This window comes from Acidovorax sp. LjRoot66 (assembly GCF_964253305.1).
GTDB lineage: Bacteria > Pseudomonadota > Gammaproteobacteria > Burkholderiales > Burkholderiaceae_C > Acidovorax.
In genome coordinates this window covers 2,927,049-2,946,889 of sequence record NZ_CAXUQU020000001.1, presented here as the reverse complement: position 1 = coordinate 2,946,889, position 19,841 = coordinate 2,927,049, and the positions used below count along the sequence as shown (strand labels likewise).

Genomic DNA, 19,841 nt, shown 5'->3' with positions numbered 1-19,841 from the left:
GTCAATCTATTGCAGTGCAACAGATTCTAGGCAGTGCCGGCCCCTGGCCCGGCAAAGGAATACCCTGATTCGCGAGAGTCGCGCAGTTGACAGCACGGTCCCGTCAAAGAATGGCGCTCCGAACCCCAAAAATGAAAAAGGGGCGCGCACTGTGTGCCGCCCCTTGCGTACCGCGCTTGGAGGCGCGGATCAGTGGTAAACGTAGGTCGCGCTGTAAGGCACGGCCAGGCCCGACACACGCAGCGTCATTTTGATGGAGCCCGTGCCCGAGATGACATCGAAAGTGCAGACATTGAGCGTCCAGTTGTTGGCCAGCGCGTTTTGCTGGCTCTGGGTGATGGGCAGGCGCAGCGACGCATCGCTGCAAAACTCCTGCTGGCTCAACGGCCGGGTCACATTGACCAGCGTGATGGGGTTCTGCGCCGTGCTCACGGCCGTCACGCGCACGTCCAGCAGGTGGCCTGTGGAGCCAGTGCCGGTGAAGGGCGGGTTCGTCACCACGCCGCCATAGCTGACCAGGCTGAACGAAGGATTGCCCAGGCTCACCTGGGTGAACAGGTCCTTGCCGATGGTCAACTGGGGCAGGTGCAGCAAATTGCCGGTGCTCAGGAACTGGATGTCTTCTCCCACCACGGCAGGGTCATTGGCCTTGAGCAGGCCCACATCCAATAGCTTGATCACCACACTGAAGTACCTGGCGTTGTCGATCTGCAGCGTGGGCAGGCTCAGCGTGCCGGTGGCGCCATCGAACACCGCCGGGTCTGCTGCCTGGGCCCCTGCCATGGCGCTCACGAGAAACGCCGCAACCGCGAGGTTTTTGGGGTTCGGTTTCACGTCTGATCTCTCCTGGGCCCTTGTCAGGCCTGTAACCGTTAACGTACATCGTAACCAACTGAGTCAGGCAACAATCTGTGGTGCCCGACGGGAGGCGTAGCGCATGCACCACACCTCAATGGGTGTATTGTCCGCCGGAGTGGGGCTGCTTGCTGGTGATCAAGGACACATCCCCGTGCAGAACGCGCCTCATTTTTCAGCACCAAGGGCCACCATTCACCTCACAGAATATGACAATAAGCGCCAGCCCGACGCATAAGGCGCTTCACCATTGCCAATAACACCGCAACGGGGCGCCCAGCCCGCCGCAGGTATAGGCATTGGCTGGCATACGCGGCCCGGGGACAGAAGTACGGTGGTTGCCAGACCACCACTATCCAAGGAGCTCGCCATGCCCGCACCCGCACCCCAGCCCATGCCTCCCATCGACACACCACCGCTGGAGCAGCCACCCCAGCCGGCCTGGACGCCCGCGCCGCCCCAGGGCGATCCGCCACCCGGCCCTGCCGAGTCGCCCGTGCAGGACCCGCCACCGCATTTTTGAGCGGTGGTACAGAGGCGAAGGGGCCGTTGCTGCACGCAGGTGGCAGCCGCCGAAGGCGGTTGCGCGGGCCGCTGGGCGTCTCACAGCCGGGCGCGCCTGCCCAAGGCCCGCCCCGCCCGGCGTACCGCAGGCTCGCGCTGAATCAGAGGTAGTTACCGGTTGGGCTGCGGCACCGCTGCGTAGTTGGACGCAATGGCCTGTACCACGGCACCGATCAGCACGGCATCCCCCGCTTGGGTGGGCAGCACGTCCTTGACAATCTGCACGGCGTACTGAAGCTGCTCCTTGGCCAGCGCCGCAGCCATGGCATTGCCACGTTTTTCATTGGGCGCAGCATCGCGGATTGGCAGGGACATGGGGAGCTTTCTCAAGAGAGGAAAGCACAGAGTATGGACCTCGCCCGATAGCCCTTGCCCACGCACTGCTCGCCTGACGCAGAAGCTGCGCCTGCAACGACAACGGCCTATGGTGCTGAATTGCGTGCGTTTTGCGCCGGGGACTGTTAGAACGTGTTTACGATCTTGAACAGATTCTGACAAGCAGGGGTAGATGCTTCTCCCGCGCCACCGGTGCTGCCCAGACAGCCAGTGCGCGCGGCTCCACTTTTGCGACAGGGATGGATGAAAGGCAAGGCCTGCCAGGTGTTTTCCCCGCGAACCGGCGCTCCACGGTCTGCCAAAGACCGCTCATCGCTGCGGCTCGAGCCGTGGCGGGTGTTCCTGTTCGTGTTTGCATTGGCCGGGGTGGCCATCGTCCTGCAGCTGCTGAACGCGCGCCACACCATCCGCGAGGCTGAGGAGGCGCGGTTGCAGGACGTAAGCCGCTATGTGTCGGAAAACCTCACGCGCCAGCTCAAGGGCCTGAACGAGGCGCTGACCCGCATCAGCCGCGACTACCGTGCCACGGCGCTCACCGCATCCAGCGCCGATGCATCCCGGCAGCTGCACCTGCTCACCGACGTGATCCAGGCCGTGCGCGGGCTGGCGGTGCATGACGCCAATGGCACGGCCGTCGCGTCGGACCGCGCGGCCGACGTGGGCCGGGATTTTTTCGCGGCAGAGTTCTTCCGCGGCGTGCACGGCCGGCCCGACCCGCGCGTGCTCTACCTCTCGCGCCCCTCGGCATCGGACGACGAGGGCGTGGCGCTGTACCTGTCGCGGGCCATCTTCGATGCCGAGGGCCATTTCTCGGGCGTGGTCAGCGCCACGCTGGACGATGAGTTCTTCGCCTTCATCATCCGCTCCGCGCTGTTCGCGCCGGACATGCGGGCCACGCTGGCGCATGCCGATGGCGAGGTCTTCGTCACCGTGCCCAGCATGGGCACCGAGCGCATGGCCAACCTGGGAAGGCCGGGCTCCGCGTTTGAAGCCCATGTCAAAAGCCAGCGACAGACGACCGTGTTCGAAGGCCTGGTGCCCGCCACGGGCCGCGAGCGGCTGGTGGTGCTGGCCAGCGTGAAGCCGGTGGGCCTGGGGCTGGACAACACCGTGGTGCTGGCCGTGAGCCGCGAGCGCTCGGAGGTCTACGCCCCCTGGTACGCCCAGGTGCGCATGTACGCCATGCTGTACGCCGCCCTGCTGGCAGCGGCCACCGGCCTGCGCCTGATCGAGCGCCGGCGCCTGCGCCGGCTGCTGGCGCAGGAAGAAGCCTCGCAGGCCGCGCTGCAGCTGACGGCGGCCCGCCTGGAGCGCGCGCTCGACGGCGCCCAGCTGGGCCTGTGGGAGCTGCAGGTGGACTCGCGCCAGTTGCGCATCGATGCACGGGGCGCGCGCATGCTGGGCTATGGCGACGCCGAGGTGGTGCGCCCCATCGAGGAGTGGACGGCCACCTTGCACCTGGCCGACCAGGCCGCCAACGCCGCCGCCTTCTCCGAGCACCTCAGGGGCGCCAGCCCGGCCTACGAGAATGAGTTCCGCGTGCGGGTGCAAGACCGGTTCGTGTGGCTCTTCAGCCGCGGCAAGGTGACCGAGCGCGCCGAGAGCGGCGCGCCCCTGCGCATCATCGGCACGTTCATGGACATCACACCGCGCAAGACCAGCGAGGCCGCGCTGGCAGACGCCGTGCTGCTGCAGAAGAAGTCCGGCGAAATCGCCCGCATCGGTGGCTGGACGCGGGACCTGACCACCGGCCAGTCGCAATGGACCGACGAGGTCTACCGCATCCACGACCTGGATCCGGGCGGCGCGCCGGACCTGCCGCGCACCCTCGACTTCTACACCGAGGCGTCGCGCCCCCTGGTTGCTGCTGCGGTAGAAAAATGCGTGCAGGACGGCACGCCCTGGGACCTGGAGCTGCAGATCGTGTCCGCCAAGGGCCGCCTGCTGTGGGTGCGCACGCAGGGCGAGGCCATCTGGCAGGACGGCGCCATCGTGCGGATCACCGGCGCCTTCCAGGACATCACGGCCCGCAAGCAGGCCGCGCTGGAGCTGGAGCGGCTGAACGCCACGCTCTCCGAGCTGTCCTACCAGGACGCGCTCACCGGCCTGGGCAACCGCCGCCTGTTCGACGACACCCTGCAGGCCGAGTGGGCGCGCCACGCACGCCAGGGCGCGGCACTGTCGCTGCTGATGGTGGACGTGGACTACTTCAAGCGCTTCAACGACCGGCACGGCCACCAGGCGGGCGACGAGTGCCTCAAGCGCGTGGCGGGCGTGCTGCGCGAGGCCCTGTGGCGATCACACGAGCGCGCCATGCGCTATGGCGGCGAGGAGTTCGCCATCCTGCTGCCCGAAACCACGCGCGAAGGCGCCCGCCTGGTGGCCCAGCGGGTGCTGGACGCGGTGGCCGCCGCGCGCATCGCGCACGGCGCCTCTCCCCTGGGGGCCTGGGTCACGCTGAGCATCGGCGTGGCGTGCATTGCGCCATCGATGGAGGCCAAGCCCGCCTCCCTCACCCGGCGGGCGGACATGGCGCTCTACCAGGCCAAGGCACAGGGCCGCGCGGGGCTGGTCGTGGAAGACATGCCCCCTTGAAGGGGCGCAGGCCCTTACCTGCCGGCGCCGCCATCGAGCAAGGCGCGCACCCTGCGCGCCATGTCGTCCACCTCGAAGGGCTTGGTGAGGATCTCCCTGCCGGGCGAAGCGAAGGGCTGCGAGGCCGACACCTTCTCGGCATAGCCCGTCATGAACAGTATCTTCAGGTCCGGCCGCTCGGCGCTGGCCGCCTCGGCCACCTGGCGGCCGTTGAGCCCCGGCAGGCCGACGTCGGTGATGAGCAGGTCGATGCGGCGCTGCGGCACACGCAGTTGGTGCAGCCCCGAGGGGCCGTCGTGCGCCTCCAGCACCTGGTAGCCCAGGTCGCGCAGCACCTCGGCCACCAGCTCGCGCACCAGGGTTTCGTCCTCCACCACCAGGATCACCTCGCCCTTGCCCGCCGCCGTGGCTGCGGGGGCCGGCGGCGCGTGCGCGGGGCCGTCCTCGGCGTTGAAGTGGGCCGGCAGGTAGATCCTGACGGTGGTGCCCTGCCCATACTCGCTGAAGATGCGGGCGTGGCCTTCGGACTGGCGGGTGAAACCATAGATCATCGACAACCCCAGGCCCGAGCCCTCGCCCACCGCCTTGGTGGTGAAGAAGGGCTCGAAGGCATGCGCCAGGGTCTCTGCGGTCATGCCCGTGCCCGTGTCGGTCACGGCAATGCACACATACGGGCCGGGCTGCACGCCGTGCAGGGCTGCGGCGTAGGCCGCATCGAGCTCGGCGTTGTGCGTTTCAATGGTCAGCCGGCCGCCACCCGGCATGGCGTCGCGGGCGTTGATGGCCAGGTTGAGGATGGCGCTTTCCAGCTGGTTCTCGTCGCACAGCGTGGTCCACAGGTCGGGCGCCAGCTGCAGCGACAGCTCCACCTTCTCGCCGATGGTCTGGCGCAGCAGGTCCTGCATGGACAGCACCAGCGGATTGGTGCGCACGGCCTTGGGGCTGAGCGGTTGGCGCCGCGAGAAGGCCAGCAGCCGGTGCGTAAGCCCCGCCGCGCGCGAGGTGGACGCCAAGGCCCGGGTGACGTAAGTATCGAGGTCGGCCGCCGTGCTGTGCACCCCTTGCCCCAGCCGCTTGCGCAGCACCTGCAGGTTGCCCATGATGCCCTGCAGCAGGTTGTTGAAGTCGTGCGCAATGCCGCCCGTGAGCTGGCCCACCGCCTCCATCTTCTGCGCCTGGCGCAGCGCGTCCTCGTGCAGGCGCAGTTGCTGGCTGCGCTCGGCCACCTGGGATTCGAGCGTGGCGTTCAGCGTCTGCAGCGCCACCTCGGCCTTGCGGCGCTCTTCGATATCGCGCTGGGCGGCCTCGAACAGGCGGGCGTTGTCGATGGCAATGGCCGCTTCGGCCGCCAGCAGGGCCACCGAGCGCTCCGAGCGCTCGGTGAACACGCCCGGCTGCGCGTGGCCGAAGAACAGGCCGCCGATCACATGGCGGGCCCGGTCGATCACCGGCACAGCCAGGTAGCTGGTCACCGCCAGGTGGCCCTGGGGCATGCCGTGCCAGGGCGCGCTCTGGCCGTAGCGCGGGTCCTGGGTGATGTCATCCGAGCGCACGATGCCCTCGCCCGCAAACGTGGGGCCGAAGATGGCGGTGTTGCGCGGCATGGGAAAGCCCTCGAACGCGGCGCGCGGCGCGCCCGACAGGGTGTACAGCGTGTAGCTCTCGCCCGCAGCGTCCACCAGGTTGTAGAAGAACGCGCCGAACTGCGCGCCGGTGACCTCCACGCCCGCATCGGTCACGGCCTGTACCACCAGGGCCAGGTCGTTCTCGCGCGCCAGCGTGGCGGCGGCGCGGTTGAGGATTTCCAGCGTGCGCTTTTCCTCACGCAGCGCGTCTTCGGACACCTTCCACTGCGTGCGGTCGCGCAGCACCTTCACAAAGGCCACGGGCGCTGCGGCGGGGTCGGTCACCGGGGTGAGCTCGCCCACCGCCCAGAAACGCGAGCCATCGGCGCGCATGCGCCATCCCTCGTGGCCGCCACGGCCTTTGGACTGGGCGTCGGCCATTTCCTCGGTCACGCGCGCCTGGGGGTTCGTCTCTTCGGGAAAGATGCGCAGCAGGGTCTGGCCCAGCATCTCTTGCTCGGACCAGCCCAGCAGCCGCACGGCGCCGGGGTTCCAGCTGAGCACGGCGCCCCGGCCGTCCAGCGCGATGATGGCCGTGTCGGTGGCGCTGTTGATGACGGTCGACAACGCGGCTGCGCTCAGTGGCATGGGGTGCGGTTTCTTATATTGGCATATTCGCCCGCGACCTCACGCCCAGCAAATATCGGGTGCGCTCGCGGGACAGGAATCGCCACTTTACATTCTTGGCCGGGTTTGAACCACCCGGGTGTTCATGGATGTCTACACGGAACGGGGCCGGCCTTGCGGGCGCACACGGTCAGGCTTGGGGGTCGGGCAAGGCCATGCAGTGGTCAAAGAAGGCATCCAGTTCCGTAGATTTGTCGAACACGGCATCGGCCCCCTGGGCCAGGCAGCGGCGGCGCATGTCGGGCGTGGCGTAGTTCGACAGCACAAACACATGCTGGCCGGGATTGCGCTGGCGCACGGCCTGCAGCACCTCCAGGCCCGAGCCGGCGGCCAGAAACAGGTCCACCACCATCAGGTGCCATTGCCCGCGCCAGCGCTCCACCGCCTGCCGGGCACCCGAGGCAGTGGTGGCAATGGCAACAACGCGGGCATTGGCCAACTCCTCCAATGCCGGAACCAGGGTCTCACTGATGGTTTTGTTGTCTTCGACGAGAATGGTGATGAAAGGCATCGTGGAACGTGCCGGTTACACCGGTTATTGGGAAGCTGCCTACAATCTAAGCGCGTACATGGCCATGGCCTGTAGGCCGTTGCCCCGCATGCACACGATTGTGTGATTTTTCCCCCATTGAGCCGAGCCCCCACCATGCCCAGCGAGTCGAAACCGTCCCAGGCATCCGAGATCGCAGATGTCCTGAACCAGAACATCGAAGCGGCCGAGCAGATCAAGGCCACGGCCAGCGAGCTCAACGTGGTGCACGCCGTGCTGTCCACGCAAATCCCCACCGAAGCGCTGGAGGGCGACCTGCAGGCCGCTGTGGAGCGCACCGACGAGCTGGAGCAGCAGCTCAGCGAGACGGCCGAAGCGCTCGAAAAATCCAACGATCTGCTGCGCGAGATCGACGCCAAGCAAAGCGCCGCGGCCACGAAAAAATAGCAGCCCGCCTGCCTCCCTCTGTCCGAAGGGAGCCGGTGCGGCGGCATCGTCCTACAGCGGCTAGGCCGCTGCGTCAGCACACTGGGCTTTTTGCAGCGGAGGCCCCATGGCCACACCACCCCCATCGCCCGACGGCAAGCCCCGCAAGGACCCCGACCGCCCCACCCCGGCCTTTACCGAGACCGATGCCCAGGCCGGCAAACGCAAGCCTGCAGACACGGCGCCCGAGCGCGGGGACATCACACCATCGGCTCCTGCACACCATCCGCCCGAGTCGGACGTGGACCCGGAGACTCCGGCAAGCATCAATTCCCCATGACGGAGATGGGTCGGCACAGCATGGTGCAGGCCAGCGCAACCTACAGTCAGAGGGGGCTCACAGCGGAGTCAACGCCTCTGGCAGGCACGACTCCTCATGCCCCACCAGGCGGATCCACATGCCGCTTTTGCGGATGATGACGTAATCGACGGTGACGACTCGGCCTTTGTAGAGAAATCGGGAACCGGGCTTGTACAGAACCATGGGAGCAAAAAGAAGGCGGGTGGCAGGCAGCAAGCGCCTGCAAGAAACAGGCCTTCGATGGTGCCTGCGCATGCGCCATGGGGTTGTGACAACCGCGAAAGACCTGCCGCTCTACTGGGCTGCTACTTGACTGACGCGCGGGGGTACGCGCCATCCCGTCGCGCTGCCGCGCGACAACCCAGACCAGAACCTCTCAGTGCTCGCCCACCACGGCGTGTGGGGCGGATGCTTCCACGCTCGGTGCGGACTGCACGGAAACGAACTGCGTGGCAACCGGCAACTGGCTGGCGAGGGCTGCCTTGATCTCTGGCGCGGCCATCTTGAAGGCCACCACGCACGACACCACCAGCACCGCAATGACCGCAGAGATGCCAAACACCCGCGAATCACCCGCACTGTCGGCGCCCTGCAGCATGCCGTAATTGCCCGATGTGTTGCTCATGGTTTTCATGTGGTTGCTCCTGGCTGTGTGTTGCAGTGAAGTTAACGGCCAGCGGGCGCCCGGGCTGTCGGACAAATACCATTCCTGGGTGTCGAAAACCCGCAGTCCCCGTCGTGCCCCGCGAGCCCCCTTGGCGCCATGAAAAAAGCCGCCTGGCAAGGCGGCTTCTGGGGCCCATGCAGTGCTGGCTTACATCCGGTTCCACGGCCACTCGCCGCACTTGGCCTGCGACACCGTCACATTCGCCAGGCGGCGCATGGCGGTGTCGTCGTAGATGTAGCTCAGGCGCACACCGGCCTGCAGGTCGGGCGACACATGCGGGTCGCGGCACAGCGTGCCCAGCAGCTCGCGCTCCACCACGGCCTCGAAATCCGGCCGCACCCCGGCCGGGCTGACCAGGAACTTCACCGTCACATGCCGCCCCGCGTGCGTTGCCGAGGTGGTCAGGATGCGCTCGTCGCGCCGCTCGCGCGCGTCCGCGTTGTACTCCTCGGCAAGGCGCTTGGCCCGCGCCTCGGCGGTCAGGCGTGCGCCCTTTTCGGACGGCGCCTTGCCCATGAGGTAGTTTTCATCGCACACCCGCAGCGCGATGTGGATGCCCGTGGGCGTGGGCTTTTCGGTGGCGTTCTCCACGCAGCGGTCGTACTGCGCGCGCGCCTTGGGCCCCAGGTCCTCGCGCGAGCGCTGGGGGTAGTCCTGCGCCATGGCGGCAGATGCACAAAGCAGCATGGCGCCGAGCGCCGCGCCGCGTGCCAGTGGTGGCATGGTCTTCATGGTCGATTTCCCCCGGTTTCTTGTAGGTTCAAGCATGGGTGCGGTCCCTGCAGCGAGCCTGCAGTGTGCTCGCCGGCCGCAACTGCGGCAAGCTGCGTTGCGCTCGGTAACCAGTGCAACGTCGGGGCCCCGCCCCCTAGCGCTGTAGGGGCTGTAGGGGCTGCGTCAGCCTGCGGCAAACGCCACCACCGCCACCAGCAGCATCACTGCAGCGGCTGCCAGCCACATCACGCGCGGGCTGTACTGGCCAAACTCCAGTTCCGCATCGTCTGCCAGGCCGGCATCGGCAAAGGACATCTGGCGCTGGAATGGTTTGCTGGTGCTCATGGTGCTCTCCCGGTGGTACATGTGTGCAAAGGTAGCTGGCAAGCCCAGCCGTCCGTGTCAGACAAGTTCCCATCCTCGCAGCAGATGGGGCCGGTGGCGTTTTTGAAAATGGCTGCGGTGTGCAAAACTGCACGGAGAGCAGGCCCAAAACCGGGGGGAACGCTGCCCGGCCCTGTGGCGGCCCGCTGGAGCGAGGAAAAGGGGTCCTTGTCCCACGTCCCCACAGCGGCATGCCTTGCAGGCGCATTGCCACCACTGCGCCACCATGGTGGATGACCTACTCCACCTCTGTTGACCGGAAGCAGGCCCTGGCCACCTGGGCCATGGCCCTGGAAGCATTCCACCAGGAAATGCACCGCGTGCTGCGCGGCGGCCAGCGCGATCGCGTCCGGTCCGTGGCGCTCAAGCGGGCGCTTGATGCGGCCCGCGCCGAGGTGGATGGGTTGGCCCCTTGAACGAGACGGGGCGGTAAGCACGGCGGTGCTTTCACCCGCGGACACCCTCCACTAAGAGCGGATAACAAAACTCAGCGAAGCGGTTCTGGCTAGGCGCTGCGCCGCAGGCAGTACGTTAGTACGACAAGGCGCAGCAACGACGCCAGAAGAGTTTTGTTAGCCGCTCTAAGGCCGCGTCAGCTTCCATTCGCGGTGCATTTCCTGCATCAGCAGCCGCGCCAGAAAGTCCGCGTTGTCCTGCACCTTGGCGCTTTTTGGCGCAATGCCCATGGTCAGGCAGGTGACGGTGAGGGTGCCGTCCTTCACCTGCCAGGTGCCCGTGTGCCCTTCGATTTCGAGTTGCCCGCTGTCTCCGGGCGCCGCATCAGCGTTGGGGGCCATGGGGCTTTAGCGCCGCGCCTTGCACAACGACTCCCACAGCGACGCCGCCGCCGTCGGCTGCGCGCCGCACTCGAAGGCCAGCTTCAAAAATTCTTCAGCAGACACTGAAATCTCCTGCGGCAGCGCCCGCACCACCTGCATGGCGCCGGGCTTGAGCCGCTCGATCTCCCAGCTGGAGAGCCGGCCATCCGACAGGGCCGCCTGCCTGAAGGCCGCAACGATGTCGGCCGGCAGGTTCGGCCCGAAGACGTAGTATTCGAGCCGGGGCAGAAAGCTGGCCTCCAGGTGCGCCCCATTGGCAGGGGCGCCATTGGCCTCGTACCAGGCCTCGCGCGAGCGCCCCTGCCCCCCAGGGTAGCGGTCCGGCACCGTGTAGTAGCGCATGCGCTCCACAGGAATGCCACCGCGCGCCAGCAGCGACTGGTACAGCGCTGCCATGGGCTCAAGCGACCGTACCGTGGCGTCGTCATGCCTGCGGCTGAAGTCGATCTGGCCCAGCCATGCATGTTCCTGATCGGTAAGGTCAATGTCCGGGGTGCGTGTCATGTACCCCATTCTGCCCTCAGGCACGGCCCAGGCACCAAGATAAAAGTTTGGCTTGTCGGAATCCCGATACTCGAAAACCATGGCGAATCTGTTACGCCCTGCCCGGTATGCTGGGGCGCCGGGTCCCCAGCGCCACCAGCGGCACGGCCATGGCGTACACCGCCACCACCAGCAGCCATATGGCGCCGGGCCAGTCCGACCGCACGGCATAGTAGAACGCCGAGAAGCCCAGCGGCGCGATGATGGACGCCAGGCTGATGGCCGAAGCCAGCATGCCCTGGAACTGCCCCTGCAGGTCGGCACCCACCTGGCGGCTGGCCAGCGCCTGCAGCGCCGGCGTGCCGATGCTGCCCAGCGCAAAGACCGGCATGGCTACGAACACCATCCAGCCCTGGCGTATGAAGGCCATCGCCACCAGGGCCAGGCAGGCGCAGGCAATGCCCGCCAGCACAGCGCCCCTCTCGCCCAGCCAGCGGCTGGCCGGCCCGGGAGCCAACGCCTGCACCAGGGTCTGGCACACGCCGAAGGCGCCCAGCGACAGTCCGATCCACAGGCCATTCCACTGGAACGCGTCGGCACCCCACAGCGCCCAGCAGATGCCATAGGCCTCGCCGGTCGCGCTGAGGATGAAGAAGGTCAGCACGATGGGCCGCAGGCGCTTTTCAGAAAGCACCCATGCCAGGGGCCGCAGCGGGTTCAGCGCCGCCAGGCCGATGCCCTCGCCGCTGCCCTTGCGCGATTCGGGCAACGATGTGCATGCGAGCACGAAGTTGGCCCCAGTGAGCACCGCCGCTGCGATGAAGGGCAAGCGCACCCAGTGGTCGCCGAGCACGCCGCCCAGCACCGGCCCGATGATGAAGCCCGCGCCGAACATGGCGTTGAAGAGCCCGAAGCGCCGCGCGCGCTGCGCCTCGGGCGTGACATCGGTGATGTAGGCCGTCGCCACCGACATGTTGGCGCTTGTCAGCCCCGCGATAGCGCGCCCCAGCAGCAACAGCCACAGGCTGGGCGCGCACGCCAGCAGCAGGTAGTTGACGCTGGCGCCGGCCAGGGACAGCAGCAGCACGGGCCGCCGGCCCAGCCGGTCGCTCAGCGCGCCCAGCACCGGCGCGAACACCAGTTGCATGGTCGCATACAGTGCGGCCATGATCCCGATGAACGGCGCGACATTGCCGGCGCCAGTGACTTCGCCGACCAGCGCCGGAAGGATGGGAAACACGAGGCCGATGCCCATGGCATCGAGCGCAACGCAAAGGTAGATGACGAGAAGGGATCGGTTCATGCAGGGGCGCTCCAGTCCGTGCAGGCATGGCGCGCCAGGGGCGCAGCTGCTCGCAGCAGGGTCCGACGGGTGTCGGGGGAAACGCTGGCCGGGGTCACCCCGTGCGGGGGTGGCGGCGTGTGCGCGGCCAATTGCGGTTTCGGTGTCCAGATGGACGGGCGAATGCAACAAACGGCCGTTTTTCGCGGTGTTCGAGTGCGCAGTATCGCACGCCCGCGCTGCTACCTCCACGCCCCGCCCCCCTATCTCACCGTGAGCACGATCTTTCCGCGAATGTGCCCGCGCGCCGCCCGCTCGTGTGCGCTGCGCGCATCGGCCAGCGCAAAGGTGCTGTCGATGGCCACGCGCACCGTGCCCGCGCCGAGCAAGCCCGCCAGTTGCACGAGCTGGGCGCCGCTGGACCTCACCTGCGTTGCCGACACCTTGAAGCCCCGCTGCGCGGCCTGGTCGGCGCCGGTGTAGCCCAGGGGGAACACGGGGTACAGAACGCCACCCGGCTTGAGCGCCTGCAGAAACCGGCCGGTGGTGGGACCGCCCAGGGTGTCGAGCACCAGGTCCACCCCGCGCGCCACCGCTTCGGGCGCGCCCTGGGTGTAGTCGATGAATTCGTCGGCGCCCAGGCCCCGCAAAAAGGCCTCGTGCGCTCCCGACGCCACGGCGATCACGTGCGCGCCCTTGACCTTCGCCAGTTGCACCGCAAAGTGCCCCACCCCGCCCGCCGCGCCGTTGACCAGCACCGTCTTGCCCGCAATGGGCACCGGGCGGTGCATCTGCGGCTGCAAGGGGTTCGGGTGGTCGTGGCCCAGCTCGATGAGGAACTGCCACGCCGTGAGCAAGGCCATGGGTGCAGCAGCTGCCTGCACGTGGCTGATGCCGGCTGGCTTGTGTGCCAGGTCCGATGCGGGTGCGGTCACGTATTCGGCATAGGCCGCGCTGTCGCCATAGCTGGGAAAGCGCACCATGCCGAACACCTCGTCGCCCACGGCCAGGCCTTGCACGCCCGGCGCCACGGCCTCGACCACGCCCGAGACGTCCGATCCCGGGATGGCGGGCATCGCGATCGGCGGTTGCCACGCGGGCGGCAGCATGCGGTAGCCCTCGCGCAGGTACCAGTCGGGCGGGTTGATGCCCACTGCGTGCACGCGCACCAGCACCTCGCCGGGCTTGAGCGCAGGCACCGGCGCATCCTCGTAGCGCAGCACCTCGGGGCCGCCGAAGGCGTGCAGGCGGATGGCTTTCATCATCGTCGTCGTGGTTGTCGTAGCGGTCGTCATCGTGATCTCCTGGGATTCGTCAAAACCGCAGTGTCGATCTTCACCGTCTGTTTGATAATCCCTCCACAACTCACTTGTTTCATGCCATGACGGAATCAATCAGCCTGGAGCGCCTGACCGGCATCGTCGCGTTTGCCCGCGCGGCGTCGCACGGCAGCTTCACCGCGGCGGCGCGCTCGCTGTCGGTGTCGCCATCGGCCGTGAGCAAGACCATCCAGCGGCTGGAGCAGCAGTTGGGCCTGCGCCTGTTCACGCGCACCACCCGATCCCTGGTGCTCACGCCCGAGGGCCGCGAGCTGCACGAGCGCGCCCTGCACCTGCTGCGCGCGGCCGAGGATGTGGTGCAGTCCGCCGCCGCCGTGCGGGCCGAGCCATCCGGCACCATCAAGGTGGCGGCGCCGCTGCCCATCGGCACGCGCCTGCTCGCGCCCGCCCTGCCGGAGTTTCGCCGCCGCTACCCTAAGGTGCAGGTGGACCTGCGGCTGGGCGACCGCTTCGTCAACCTGGTGGAGGAAGGCATCGACGTGGCCATCCGCATCGGTGATCTGCCCGACTCCAATCTGCTGTCACGCGGCCTCACCTCGGCCAAAGTCAGCGCATTCGCCTCACCCGCCTACCTGGCGGCGCGGGGCACGCCCCAAAGGCCCGAGGACCTCAAGCACCACGATTGCGTGAACTTTCGCTACCAGGCTTCGGGCCAGCTGATGCGCTGGGTGTTCAAGGCCGGCAGCCGCACGGTGGAGTTCACGCCCGATGCAGCCATCGTGGTGGACGTGAGCGACGCAGTGGTGGAGGTTATCGCCGCCGGTGGCGGCATCGGCATGTCGGCATCGTTCATCGCCGCGCCGTATGTCGAGCGCGGCCTGCTGGTGCCCGTGCTGACCGAATTTGCGGCCCACATGCCGACCATCACCGCCGTCTGGCCCGAAAGCCGGCGCGCGAGTCCGAGCGTCAAGGCGTTCATAGCGTTTCTGGAGGAGCTGTTTCCGTCGCCCGCACCGTGGGATGCGGTGATTGCGGTACGGCCTTGAGGCCAAAGCACATCCCGTCAACCAGAGGTACGAAAGAATGACCGTTTGGCCGGTCTCGTACGGCATTGCATACTGCGACTTCAACTGCAGTCACCCAAATGGGCTAGATCACCCCCGGGCCTACTCTGACACTATGGACCATGGTCCCCTCCCCCTCCCTGCCGCGAAACACCGCCCTTGCCACCTGGGCCAGGGCTCTGGAGGAATGGCAGGAAGAGGCCACCCGGCTGGCCCAGGGGGGTGCGCCCGACAGCCACCGCGCCGCCGCACTGAAAATGTCGCTGGACACCGCACGCTACCGCCTGGGCCTGGTGTCCGCATAGCAGCCTGGTGCGGTGACTGCAGGCAAGCCCCGCACCTGTTGCCTGTTCGGTCGTTGCCGGACAGTGGGACGACATGCGTTGGACGACGGGAACGGCGTTAGTTAACTGGACACACAGATCGGCTCTCGCCGACATTCCCAGGTCGCTGGCAGTACCTGCTCCGCTTCGCTGAGTCGCCTTCTTGGGTGATAAAGGGCACAGGCGCGAGCGGCTAGACTGCCGCTATCGGCCAAAAGCGGAAGTTCCTTGACCTGCTCTGTAATCACGGCCGCATACCGCAAAACCATTCAACACCGAGCCTCTTCCTATGAAAACTGTCGTCGGCGATCTGCTCCAACTCGCCATCAAAGGCGAGTTCGACGTCATCATTCACGGATGTAATTGCCAGTGTGTGATGGGTAAAGGCATCGCCCTCTCAATAAAACAAAGCTTCCCAGAAGCGTACGCGGCAGACTGCAGTACCACGAAGGGGGATGATCAGAAGCTCGGGACGTTTTCAGAGGCAAAGGTCGTGCGCGGCCCGCACACCTTCCATGTTCTAAATGCATACACTCAATTTCACTGGCGAGGTGCGGGGGTCAAGGCCGACTATGAAGCGATTCGAAAGGTCATGAAATCGGTGAAAGCTCACTTCTCTGGAAAGCGCATCGCCTATCCAAAAATTGGGGCGGGCTTGGCAGGTGGTGATTGGGACATCATCCGCGGCATCATCGATGAAGAGCTTGCGGGAGAGGATCACACTTATGTCGAGTTCGGCGCATAGGGATAGTCCGCTTCAAGACCGCCGCTAACGGCCGAGGCTGTGTGAAAACGCGCGTTACGCCCTTGACTTGCCAGCCGACTCAGAAATCGACCGCTCAGATCGGCCTACAACGCACAATCTCGATGCAAGCAATGGTTGGAGTACCCCTGCAAAAGTTGCCTATCGACGTTTTCACACAGCCTCGGCCAAAAGCGGTCAGTCGATTGGAGAGCCAAAGAATGGGACATGGACTAAATTTCGCGCTTTTGTTCAACTTTCCGGCGGGCCGCGATGCTGCACGGGAGGCATTAAAGCCTCATCTTCCTGGCGCGGAGCCGGTTCGTGCGGCTCTCGTTTTTGAAAACAACGTCTTAAATTTCCAGAAGAACCCCCTTCACGGCGAAATTGACGAAATTTTCGAACATGAACTTTCGGTGTTCCCGTTGCACGAACCAGACGTGGAGACACAGCGGCGTGTTTTTATAACGGTGCTACAGGCACTTCGCAGCTTTGCTGGCGAGGTAGATGTGCTGGCAGAACCCGAATTGCTTGACCCGGAAAGCAGTTAGTTCTGCGCCTCGCGCATCTGGTTCGGGCGCCCCCGGGCGGACGCTGATACGATTGCTGGTATCGGTCAGAAGCGGACACCATGAAATCAAAAAGCACACTCGTGACTGCCGCGCTTGATGAGGTCGCGACGCTTCGCGTATCTGAGTTTGCAAGAAAGGAACTTGTCACTGCTCATCTGTTGCGCGAATACGGCGAGTCCAGCGACCTGACAAACCAGTTGTGGTCTGACCTTTCTGCGGAACTGCGTGTAAACCGTCGCCGTGACATCAGCGATCTACTTGGACTGTGGATTTGGAGAACTCCCGACAACGGCTCGCGCATTCGGAATGCTCTGGATGACTGGCTCCGTGCTTGTGACGACGAGAGTAAGGTATGGATTGCACTTCATCGGGAAGGTATTCCATTTGTACAGGAGGGTGACCTACTTGAGCGTGCAACCGAGAGATTTCCTAGCTTGGCAAATCTCTGTCGTGAGGCTCGCCTGAATCGATAGCTTCAATGTCTGCTATGAGCAAGAGCGAACGGCAGCTTTGGGCCCAAAGCTGCCATACCCATCCGCCCATAACGGGCGCTTATTTGTCAGCCCATTTTAGAGTCGCTGCAGCCCACAAGGCTCGCTCTACGTGTGTCACCGCATCTGAGAGCGTGGGGAATACAGCAGAAGCATAGTTTCCGTAGTCATGCGGCTTCGAGGGTAAAGCCCACTGAACATCAAAGCCTGGCACCGATTGGTCTTCATGCTGATCTGGCGGATCTTGCCAATCGCTGGAGCCATAGCGGATCGAGCAACTAACGATGCGGACGCCCGTTGGAATATGGCCGTCGTACATCCACGTTCCTTCTCTCACGGCGATGAAATCGCTCATCACTATGTCCACTCCTAGCCGATTCCAATCATCGTAGCAGCGTGCGGTCACGAGTCTCGGATCCGCCCCCGGATGATTTGCGACGCTGTTCCGCTCTTGAGGTAGGTGGATGACCGAAACGCATGGAACACTCTTCGATGAGTTCCTGCGCATGCTTCGGCAGAGTGGCTTCACTGGTTTGGGAGACCATCATGGAATCCGTTGCAGCCGTAGCTCATCGCGAACCCTGGAACAAGGGAAAGATGGTTGGTCAGAAGGCGCCCTTCAAGCCCAGCACCTGCAGAAGCTGAGGCAAACTACCACCGGCAACTTGACAGTCAGAGCGCCAAGGTGGTGGCCTGACTTAAACCAAACAGCCTCCGCGTAACCCGGGGCGATTCAATGAGCTACGTCATACATCTTTGGGAACACGAGGCCCCCCAGTCGATGGCGCAGGCGCTGCAACTGCATGAGCGCTTGCTTGAATCGGCGGGACCACCGCCGACAGCACGCTTTGCGGCGCTGCTGGCTCGTCTGGTCCGGCGGTTTCCAGCCGAAGTCGGGGGAGTGGAAGCGGACGAGCCGACCTGGGTCGAGCCAGCGCCGCCGCGTGTCGACACCGAAGGCGCAGTCCTGAGTCTCGCGCTGTACGGGGAAGGCCCGCGGCGGTTGCTGCCCGTATTGATCGACGAGGCTGACGCACTGGGACTCACCGTTTTGGACGACCAAGCCGGTTGCCTGTATTTGCCCGGTCGGCGGCAGTTGGATATGGACGGCATCTCTGATCGGCCAGCCGCCGCGGAGCAGCCGGCCACCGAACCCGAGCGCCTGATACCTCGCAAAATTGCGGCCCGCATCCGCAGCCAATTGCAGGGTCCGTTGGCCCGCCATGGTTTCGAGTTGGTCGAAGGCAGCAGTACCGGGTCGGAGTTCCGGCGAAAGACGCCAGCAGGCCTGCAGAGCATCCAGATTCACCGGGCCCAGGAGGTATGGCAGCACTTCTTTTGCTGCTCCTTGAAGCCCACGTTGCCGCCCGCGTTGGCAGCGGTTGTCGCTCTAGCTCCCGACATCCGGCTGTATGTGCCGGTGCACGCTGCGCTGCAGCGTTTTCAGCGATTCGATGTTTCGGGCTATTTCGACGCCTTCGCCGCGTCGACGCCAGCCGAGTTGGACTCGTTGCTGGCAGCCTTCTTGGCCTCCATCGAATCGCAGTGCTTGTCGGCACTCGATGCCTGCGTCACGGTGGAGGGCCTTCTCGAATTCGACGAGAAGGCCGGTGCTTCAGGCGTGCACCTGGACGACAGCATCGTGTTGCTCGCGCTAAGTCACGTCACTGGCCGCGAAGAGATGGCGACCACGATTCAGCGCCAACTTGCGAAATCTAACTACGACCGCGGCAGAAACAGGATCTTGAATCTGATTGCAACGCGTTTAGCCGTATTGCCGAGGAGCGTGTCATGAGCGCAGGCGAATTCCTCGTCCGCGCCGTTGCCTGTATCAGGGTGGTATAGGACATTCGCGCGATGACTGCAGACTGCAGAGCCCTGATTGAGGACCAGACGGAAGCTCTGGATCGGATTCTCTCAAGCGAAAAGTGATTGGGTGATCAGGCCAACCAGTTGTTGAGACGGAACCGCAGTGAGATGGTGAGCGTACGCCGTGCGTGTCGTCCCTTTACGCTGAACGCCGGCCCTCGTTCGCCAGCGGCTGCTGTTGGCCGATAACGGAAGTCTAGTCCACCGCCCCAACTGTTGCTCAGCGATGTTGTAACCGGCATCTGCTGCCATCCGCTCGCAGTGCCGAACTCGGCGTCCACGGTGCCGAACCGGATGTCCCGGAGAGCCGAAATACGCACCCGTCCCTCACCCCATTTCATACAGGCTCTGCCCCCAGCGCCTCTGACAGAAACTCCGCCGTCGCCCGCACCCTGGCCGTGCGCTGCAGGTCGGGGTGCATCACCAGCCAGACCTCGTGGTCGTTGGCGCGCCGCCGCCCGGGCCAGATGCGTACCAGACCTTCACGCTCGCCCAGGTGCACCGGCATCTCGCCCAGGCCGATGCCGGCGGCCACCGCCTTGCGCACCAACAGGCCCGAATTGACCGCCATGGCGATGCGGGCCTGGCGCGCTGGCACCTGGGCTGCGGTGGGGAACGGCCGCTGCGCCAGGGTGGGGCCGTAGGCCACCAGGTGGTGGCCGCGCAGTTCGTCGTCAGGCACGGGCATGCCAAAGCGCTCCAGATACGCCGCGCTGGCAAACAGCCCCACCGGCCACGAGGCCACGCGGCGCACCACCAGGTCGGGCGCCTCGGGCCGCACGTTGCGAAAAGCGATATCGGCCTGCCGGCGGCTCAGGCTGAGCACCTGGGTGGACACCTCCAGGTCCACGCGAATGCCGGGCCAGCGCTGCTGCAGCCGTTCGATGGCGGGCAGCAGGAAGTCCATGGCAATCGAATCCGAACTCGTGACGCGCACCAGGCCTGAATGGCTCTCGTCTTGCCCCTCGATGCGGGTGCGCAGGTCCGTCGCCGCCGCCTCCATGCGCCGGGCCGCGCCCAGCGCCGCCTCGCCCGCCGCGGTGAGCAGGTAACCGCCCTTGGCGCGCAGAAAGAGCGTGGCGCCCAGTTCGGCCTCCAGCGCCTGCAGCCGCCGGCCCACCGTGGCCTGGTCCACGCCCAGGCTGCGCGCTGCGGCACGCAGCGAGGGTGCGCGGGTCAGGGCGAGAAAGATGCGCGTGTCGTCCCAGTTCATGCGATGCAATTTTGCATCACTGGGCAGCAAAAACGCTGC

At 65.6% G+C, this 19,841-nt stretch carries 25 protein-coding genes; 11 read left to right on the top strand and 14 right to left on the bottom strand.

The window, feature by feature from the left end; translation table 11 throughout:
* Nucleotides 1–189: 189 nt before the first annotated feature.
* A complete protein-coding gene (locus tag ACSQ3Y_RS13600; protein ID WP_157421841.1) occupies nucleotides 190–834 on the bottom strand; it encodes a hypothetical protein in 645 nt (214 codons plus the stop codon).
* A gap of 391 nt (nucleotides 835–1,225) precedes the next feature.
* Between ACSQ3Y_RS13600 and ACSQ3Y_RS13595 the strand changes: the two genes are divergently transcribed.
* A complete protein-coding gene (locus ACSQ3Y_RS13595) occupies nucleotides 1,226–1,378 on the top strand; it encodes a hypothetical protein (RefSeq protein WP_157421840.1) in 153 nt (50 codons plus the stop codon).
* 152 nt (nucleotides 1,379–1,530) lie between these two features.
* Here the strand turns inward: ACSQ3Y_RS13595 and ACSQ3Y_RS13590 are convergent, their stop codons facing one another.
* Nucleotides 1,531–1,734 carry a hypothetical protein gene (locus tag ACSQ3Y_RS13590; protein WP_057264513.1) on the bottom strand — a complete coding sequence of 68 codons (204 nt, stop codon included), beginning with the start codon at nucleotides 1,732–1,734 and terminating at the stop codon, nucleotides 1,531–1,533.
* Nucleotides 1,735–2,091: 357 nt separating this feature from the next.
* Between ACSQ3Y_RS13590 and ACSQ3Y_RS13585 the strand changes: the two genes are divergently transcribed.
* Nucleotides 2,092–4,350 (top strand): diguanylate cyclase domain-containing protein, encoded by a 2,259-nt coding sequence (locus tag ACSQ3Y_RS13585; RefSeq protein WP_436177636.1) that lies wholly within the window; start codon nucleotides 2,092–2,094, stop codon nucleotides 4,348–4,350.
* Nucleotides 4,351–4,364: 14 nt separating this feature from the next.
* Here the strand turns inward: ACSQ3Y_RS13585 and ACSQ3Y_RS13580 are convergent, their stop codons facing one another.
* On the bottom strand, nucleotides 4,365–6,563 hold the full coding sequence (locus ACSQ3Y_RS13580; protein WP_436177635.1) for a response regulator: 2,199 nt from the start codon (nucleotides 6,561–6,563) through the stop codon (nucleotides 4,365–4,367).
* A 169-nt stretch (nucleotides 6,564–6,732) separates the two neighbouring features.
* Complete coding sequence (locus ACSQ3Y_RS13575) at nucleotides 6,733–7,113, bottom strand: response regulator (protein WP_428001476.1); 381 nt, start codon at nucleotides 7,111–7,113, stop codon at nucleotides 6,733–6,735.
* Nucleotides 7,114–7,248: 135 nt separating this feature from the next.
* Here ACSQ3Y_RS13575 and ACSQ3Y_RS13570 point away from each other — a divergent pair, with 135 nt between their 5' ends.
* Both ACSQ3Y_RS13570 and ACSQ3Y_RS13565 read left to right on the top strand, forming a co-directional pair.
* The gene (locus ACSQ3Y_RS13570) at nucleotides 7,249–7,539 is read left to right on the top strand and encodes a hypothetical protein (RefSeq protein ID WP_057204198.1); all 291 of its coding nucleotides are present in this window, start codon (nucleotides 7,249–7,251) and stop codon (nucleotides 7,537–7,539) included.
* Nucleotides 7,540–7,645: 106 nt separating this feature from the next.
* A complete protein-coding gene (locus tag ACSQ3Y_RS13565; RefSeq protein WP_057264505.1) occupies nucleotides 7,646–7,858 on the top strand; it encodes a hypothetical protein in 213 nt (70 codons plus the stop codon).
* Nucleotides 7,859–7,915: 57 nt separating this feature from the next.
* On the opposite strand, the gene ACSQ3Y_RS13560 is transcribed toward ACSQ3Y_RS13565, so the two are convergent.
* From ACSQ3Y_RS13560 to ACSQ3Y_RS13545, 4 genes are all read right to left on the bottom strand, one after another.
* Nucleotides 7,916–8,062: a hypothetical protein gene (locus ACSQ3Y_RS13560; RefSeq protein ID WP_164470692.1), complete on the bottom strand. Its 147-nt coding sequence runs from the start codon at nucleotides 8,060–8,062 to the stop codon at nucleotides 7,916–7,918.
* Between the two features lie 193 nt (nucleotides 8,063–8,255).
* Complete coding sequence (locus tag ACSQ3Y_RS13555) at nucleotides 8,256–8,504, bottom strand: hypothetical protein (protein WP_436177634.1); 249 nt, start codon at nucleotides 8,502–8,504, stop codon at nucleotides 8,256–8,258.
* A 189-nt stretch (nucleotides 8,505–8,693) separates the two neighbouring features.
* A complete protein-coding gene (locus ACSQ3Y_RS13550; protein ID WP_057264501.1) occupies nucleotides 8,694–9,278 on the bottom strand; it encodes a hypothetical protein in 585 nt (194 codons plus the stop codon).
* Between the two features lie 165 nt (nucleotides 9,279–9,443).
* Nucleotides 9,444–9,605, bottom strand: coding sequence for a hypothetical protein (locus ACSQ3Y_RS13545; protein ID WP_157412621.1), 162 nt, complete (start codon nucleotides 9,603–9,605; stop codon nucleotides 9,444–9,446).
* 272 nt (nucleotides 9,606–9,877) lie between these two features.
* On the opposite strand from ACSQ3Y_RS13545, the gene ACSQ3Y_RS13540 reads away from it, so the two are divergent.
* Complete coding sequence (locus ACSQ3Y_RS13540) at nucleotides 9,878–10,060, top strand: hypothetical protein (RefSeq protein ID WP_057264497.1); 183 nt, start codon at nucleotides 9,878–9,880, stop codon at nucleotides 10,058–10,060.
* 165 nt (nucleotides 10,061–10,225) lie between these two features.
* Here ACSQ3Y_RS13540 and ACSQ3Y_RS13535 read toward each other — a convergent pair whose 3' ends face one another.
* From ACSQ3Y_RS13535 to ACSQ3Y_RS13520, 4 genes are all read right to left on the bottom strand, one after another.
* Complete coding sequence (locus ACSQ3Y_RS13535; protein WP_057204194.1) at nucleotides 10,226–10,441, bottom strand: hypothetical protein; 216 nt, start codon at nucleotides 10,439–10,441, stop codon at nucleotides 10,226–10,228.
* Between the two features lie 6 nt (nucleotides 10,442–10,447).
* Nucleotides 10,448–10,987: a hypothetical protein gene (locus ACSQ3Y_RS13530; protein ID WP_157412620.1), complete on the bottom strand. Its 540-nt coding sequence runs from the start codon at nucleotides 10,985–10,987 to the stop codon at nucleotides 10,448–10,450.
* A gap of 91 nt (nucleotides 10,988–11,078) precedes the next feature.
* Nucleotides 11,079–12,269, bottom strand: coding sequence for a TCR/Tet family MFS transporter (locus ACSQ3Y_RS13525; RefSeq protein ID WP_436177633.1), 1,191 nt, complete (start codon nucleotides 12,267–12,269; stop codon nucleotides 11,079–11,081).
* A 242-nt stretch (nucleotides 12,270–12,511) separates the two neighbouring features.
* Nucleotides 12,512–13,543 (bottom strand): NADP-dependent oxidoreductase, encoded by a 1,032-nt coding sequence (locus ACSQ3Y_RS13520; RefSeq protein WP_436177632.1) that lies wholly within the window; start codon nucleotides 13,541–13,543, stop codon nucleotides 12,512–12,514.
* Between the two features lie 86 nt (nucleotides 13,544–13,629).
* Here ACSQ3Y_RS13520 and ACSQ3Y_RS13515 point away from each other — a divergent pair, with 86 nt between their 5' ends.
* From ACSQ3Y_RS13515 to ACSQ3Y_RS13495, 5 genes are all read left to right on the top strand, one after another.
* Nucleotides 13,630–14,574, top strand: coding sequence for a LysR family transcriptional regulator (locus ACSQ3Y_RS13515; RefSeq protein ID WP_436177631.1), 945 nt, complete (start codon nucleotides 13,630–13,632; stop codon nucleotides 14,572–14,574).
* Between the two features lie 140 nt (nucleotides 14,575–14,714).
* Entirely contained in the window at nucleotides 14,715–14,897 is a 183-nt protein-coding gene (locus ACSQ3Y_RS13510) for a hypothetical protein (RefSeq protein WP_436177630.1), read from the top strand.
* A gap of 307 nt (nucleotides 14,898–15,204) precedes the next feature.
* Nucleotides 15,205–15,660: a macro domain-containing protein gene (locus tag ACSQ3Y_RS13505; protein ID WP_436177629.1), complete on the top strand. Its 456-nt coding sequence runs from the start codon at nucleotides 15,205–15,207 to the stop codon at nucleotides 15,658–15,660.
* Between the two features lie 218 nt (nucleotides 15,661–15,878).
* A complete protein-coding gene (locus ACSQ3Y_RS13500) occupies nucleotides 15,879–16,208 on the top strand; it encodes a hypothetical protein (RefSeq protein ID WP_436177628.1) in 330 nt (109 codons plus the stop codon).
* An 80-nt stretch (nucleotides 16,209–16,288) separates the two neighbouring features.
* The gene (locus ACSQ3Y_RS13495; protein WP_436177627.1) at nucleotides 16,289–16,702 is read left to right on the top strand and encodes a hypothetical protein; all 414 of its coding nucleotides are present in this window, start codon (nucleotides 16,289–16,291) and stop codon (nucleotides 16,700–16,702) included.
* Nucleotides 16,703–16,781: 79 nt separating this feature from the next.
* On the opposite strand, the gene ACSQ3Y_RS13490 is transcribed toward ACSQ3Y_RS13495, so the two are convergent.
* Nucleotides 16,782–17,075 carry a hypothetical protein gene (locus ACSQ3Y_RS13490; RefSeq protein WP_436177626.1) on the bottom strand — a complete coding sequence of 98 codons (294 nt, stop codon included), beginning with the start codon at nucleotides 17,073–17,075 and terminating at the stop codon, nucleotides 16,782–16,784.
* 381 nt (nucleotides 17,076–17,456) lie between these two features.
* Here ACSQ3Y_RS13490 and ACSQ3Y_RS13485 point away from each other — a divergent pair, with 381 nt between their 5' ends.
* Nucleotides 17,457–18,515, top strand: a complete 1,059-nt coding sequence (locus ACSQ3Y_RS13485; protein WP_436177625.1) for a hypothetical protein — start codon at nucleotides 17,457–17,459, stop codon at nucleotides 18,513–18,515.
* Nucleotides 18,516–18,926: 411 nt separating this feature from the next.
* On the opposite strand, the gene ACSQ3Y_RS13480 is transcribed toward ACSQ3Y_RS13485, so the two are convergent.
* Nucleotides 18,927–19,802 carry a LysR family transcriptional regulator gene (locus ACSQ3Y_RS13480; protein ID WP_436177624.1) on the bottom strand — a complete coding sequence of 292 codons (876 nt, stop codon included), beginning with the start codon at nucleotides 19,800–19,802 and terminating at the stop codon, nucleotides 18,927–18,929.
* Nucleotides 19,803–19,841 lie beyond the last annotated feature (39 nt).

What these genes read in the sequence shown, in the direction of transcription:
- ACSQ3Y_RS13595 (WP_157421840.1), top strand. Translation starts at nt 1,226, where the DNA reads ATGCCCGCACCCGCACCCCAGCCCATGCCTCCCATCGACACACCACCG.
- ACSQ3Y_RS13590 (WP_057264513.1), bottom strand. Translation starts at nt 1,734, where the DNA reads ATGTCCCTGCCAATCCGCGATGCTGCGCCCAATGAAAAACGTGGCAAT.
- ACSQ3Y_RS13580 (WP_436177635.1), bottom strand. Translation starts at nt 6,563, where the DNA reads ATGCCACTGAGCGCAGCCGCGTTGTCGACCGTCATCAACAGCGCCACC.
- ACSQ3Y_RS13575 (WP_428001476.1), bottom strand. Translation starts at nt 7,113, where the DNA reads ATGCCTTTCATCACCATTCTCGTCGAAGACAACAAAACCATCAGTGAG.
- ACSQ3Y_RS13570 (WP_057204198.1), top strand. Translation starts at nt 7,249, where the DNA reads ATGCCCAGCGAGTCGAAACCGTCCCAGGCATCCGAGATCGCAGATGTC.
- ACSQ3Y_RS13565 (WP_057264505.1), top strand. Translation starts at nt 7,646, where the DNA reads ATGGCCACACCACCCCCATCGCCCGACGGCAAGCCCCGCAAGGACCCC.
- ACSQ3Y_RS13560 (WP_164470692.1), bottom strand. Translation starts at nt 8,062, where the DNA reads ATGGTTCTGTACAAGCCCGGTTCCCGATTTCTCTACAAAGGCCGAGTC.
- ACSQ3Y_RS13555 (WP_436177634.1), bottom strand. Translation starts at nt 8,504, where the DNA reads ATGAGCAACACATCGGGCAATTACGGCATGCTGCAGGGCGCCGACAGT.
- ACSQ3Y_RS13550 (WP_057264501.1), bottom strand. Translation starts at nt 9,278, where the DNA reads ATGAAGACCATGCCACCACTGGCACGCGGCGCGGCGCTCGGCGCCATG.
- ACSQ3Y_RS13545 (WP_157412621.1), bottom strand. Translation starts at nt 9,605, where the DNA reads ATGAGCACCAGCAAACCATTCCAGCGCCAGATGTCCTTTGCCGATGCC.
- ACSQ3Y_RS13540 (WP_057264497.1), top strand. Translation starts at nt 9,878, where the DNA reads ATGACCTACTCCACCTCTGTTGACCGGAAGCAGGCCCTGGCCACCTGG.
- ACSQ3Y_RS13535 (WP_057204194.1), bottom strand. Translation starts at nt 10,441, where the DNA reads ATGGCCCCCAACGCTGATGCGGCGCCCGGAGACAGCGGGCAACTCGAA.
- ACSQ3Y_RS13530 (WP_157412620.1), bottom strand. Translation starts at nt 10,987, where the DNA reads ATGACACGCACCCCGGACATTGACCTTACCGATCAGGAACATGCATGG.
- ACSQ3Y_RS13525 (WP_436177633.1), bottom strand. Translation starts at nt 12,269, where the DNA reads ATGAACCGATCCCTTCTCGTCATCTACCTTTGCGTTGCGCTCGATGCC.
- ACSQ3Y_RS13520 (WP_436177632.1), bottom strand. Translation starts at nt 13,543, where the DNA reads ATGACGACCGCTACGACAACCACGACGACGATGATGAAAGCCATCCGC.
- ACSQ3Y_RS13515 (WP_436177631.1), top strand. Translation starts at nt 13,630, where the DNA reads ATGACGGAATCAATCAGCCTGGAGCGCCTGACCGGCATCGTCGCGTTT.
- ACSQ3Y_RS13510 (WP_436177630.1), top strand. Translation starts at nt 14,715, where the DNA reads ATGGTCCCCTCCCCCTCCCTGCCGCGAAACACCGCCCTTGCCACCTGG.
- ACSQ3Y_RS13505 (WP_436177629.1), top strand. Translation starts at nt 15,205, where the DNA reads ATGAAAACTGTCGTCGGCGATCTGCTCCAACTCGCCATCAAAGGCGAG.
- ACSQ3Y_RS13500 (WP_436177628.1), top strand. Translation starts at nt 15,879, where the DNA reads ATGGGACATGGACTAAATTTCGCGCTTTTGTTCAACTTTCCGGCGGGC.
- ACSQ3Y_RS13495 (WP_436177627.1), top strand. Translation starts at nt 16,289, where the DNA reads ATGAAATCAAAAAGCACACTCGTGACTGCCGCGCTTGATGAGGTCGCG.
- ACSQ3Y_RS13490 (WP_436177626.1), bottom strand. Translation starts at nt 17,075, where the DNA reads ATGAGCGATTTCATCGCCGTGAGAGAAGGAACGTGGATGTACGACGGC.
- ACSQ3Y_RS13485 (WP_436177625.1), top strand. Translation starts at nt 17,457, where the DNA reads ATGAGCTACGTCATACATCTTTGGGAACACGAGGCCCCCCAGTCGATG.
- ACSQ3Y_RS13480 (WP_436177624.1), bottom strand. Translation starts at nt 19,802, where the DNA reads ATGAACTGGGACGACACGCGCATCTTTCTCGCCCTGACCCGCGCACCC.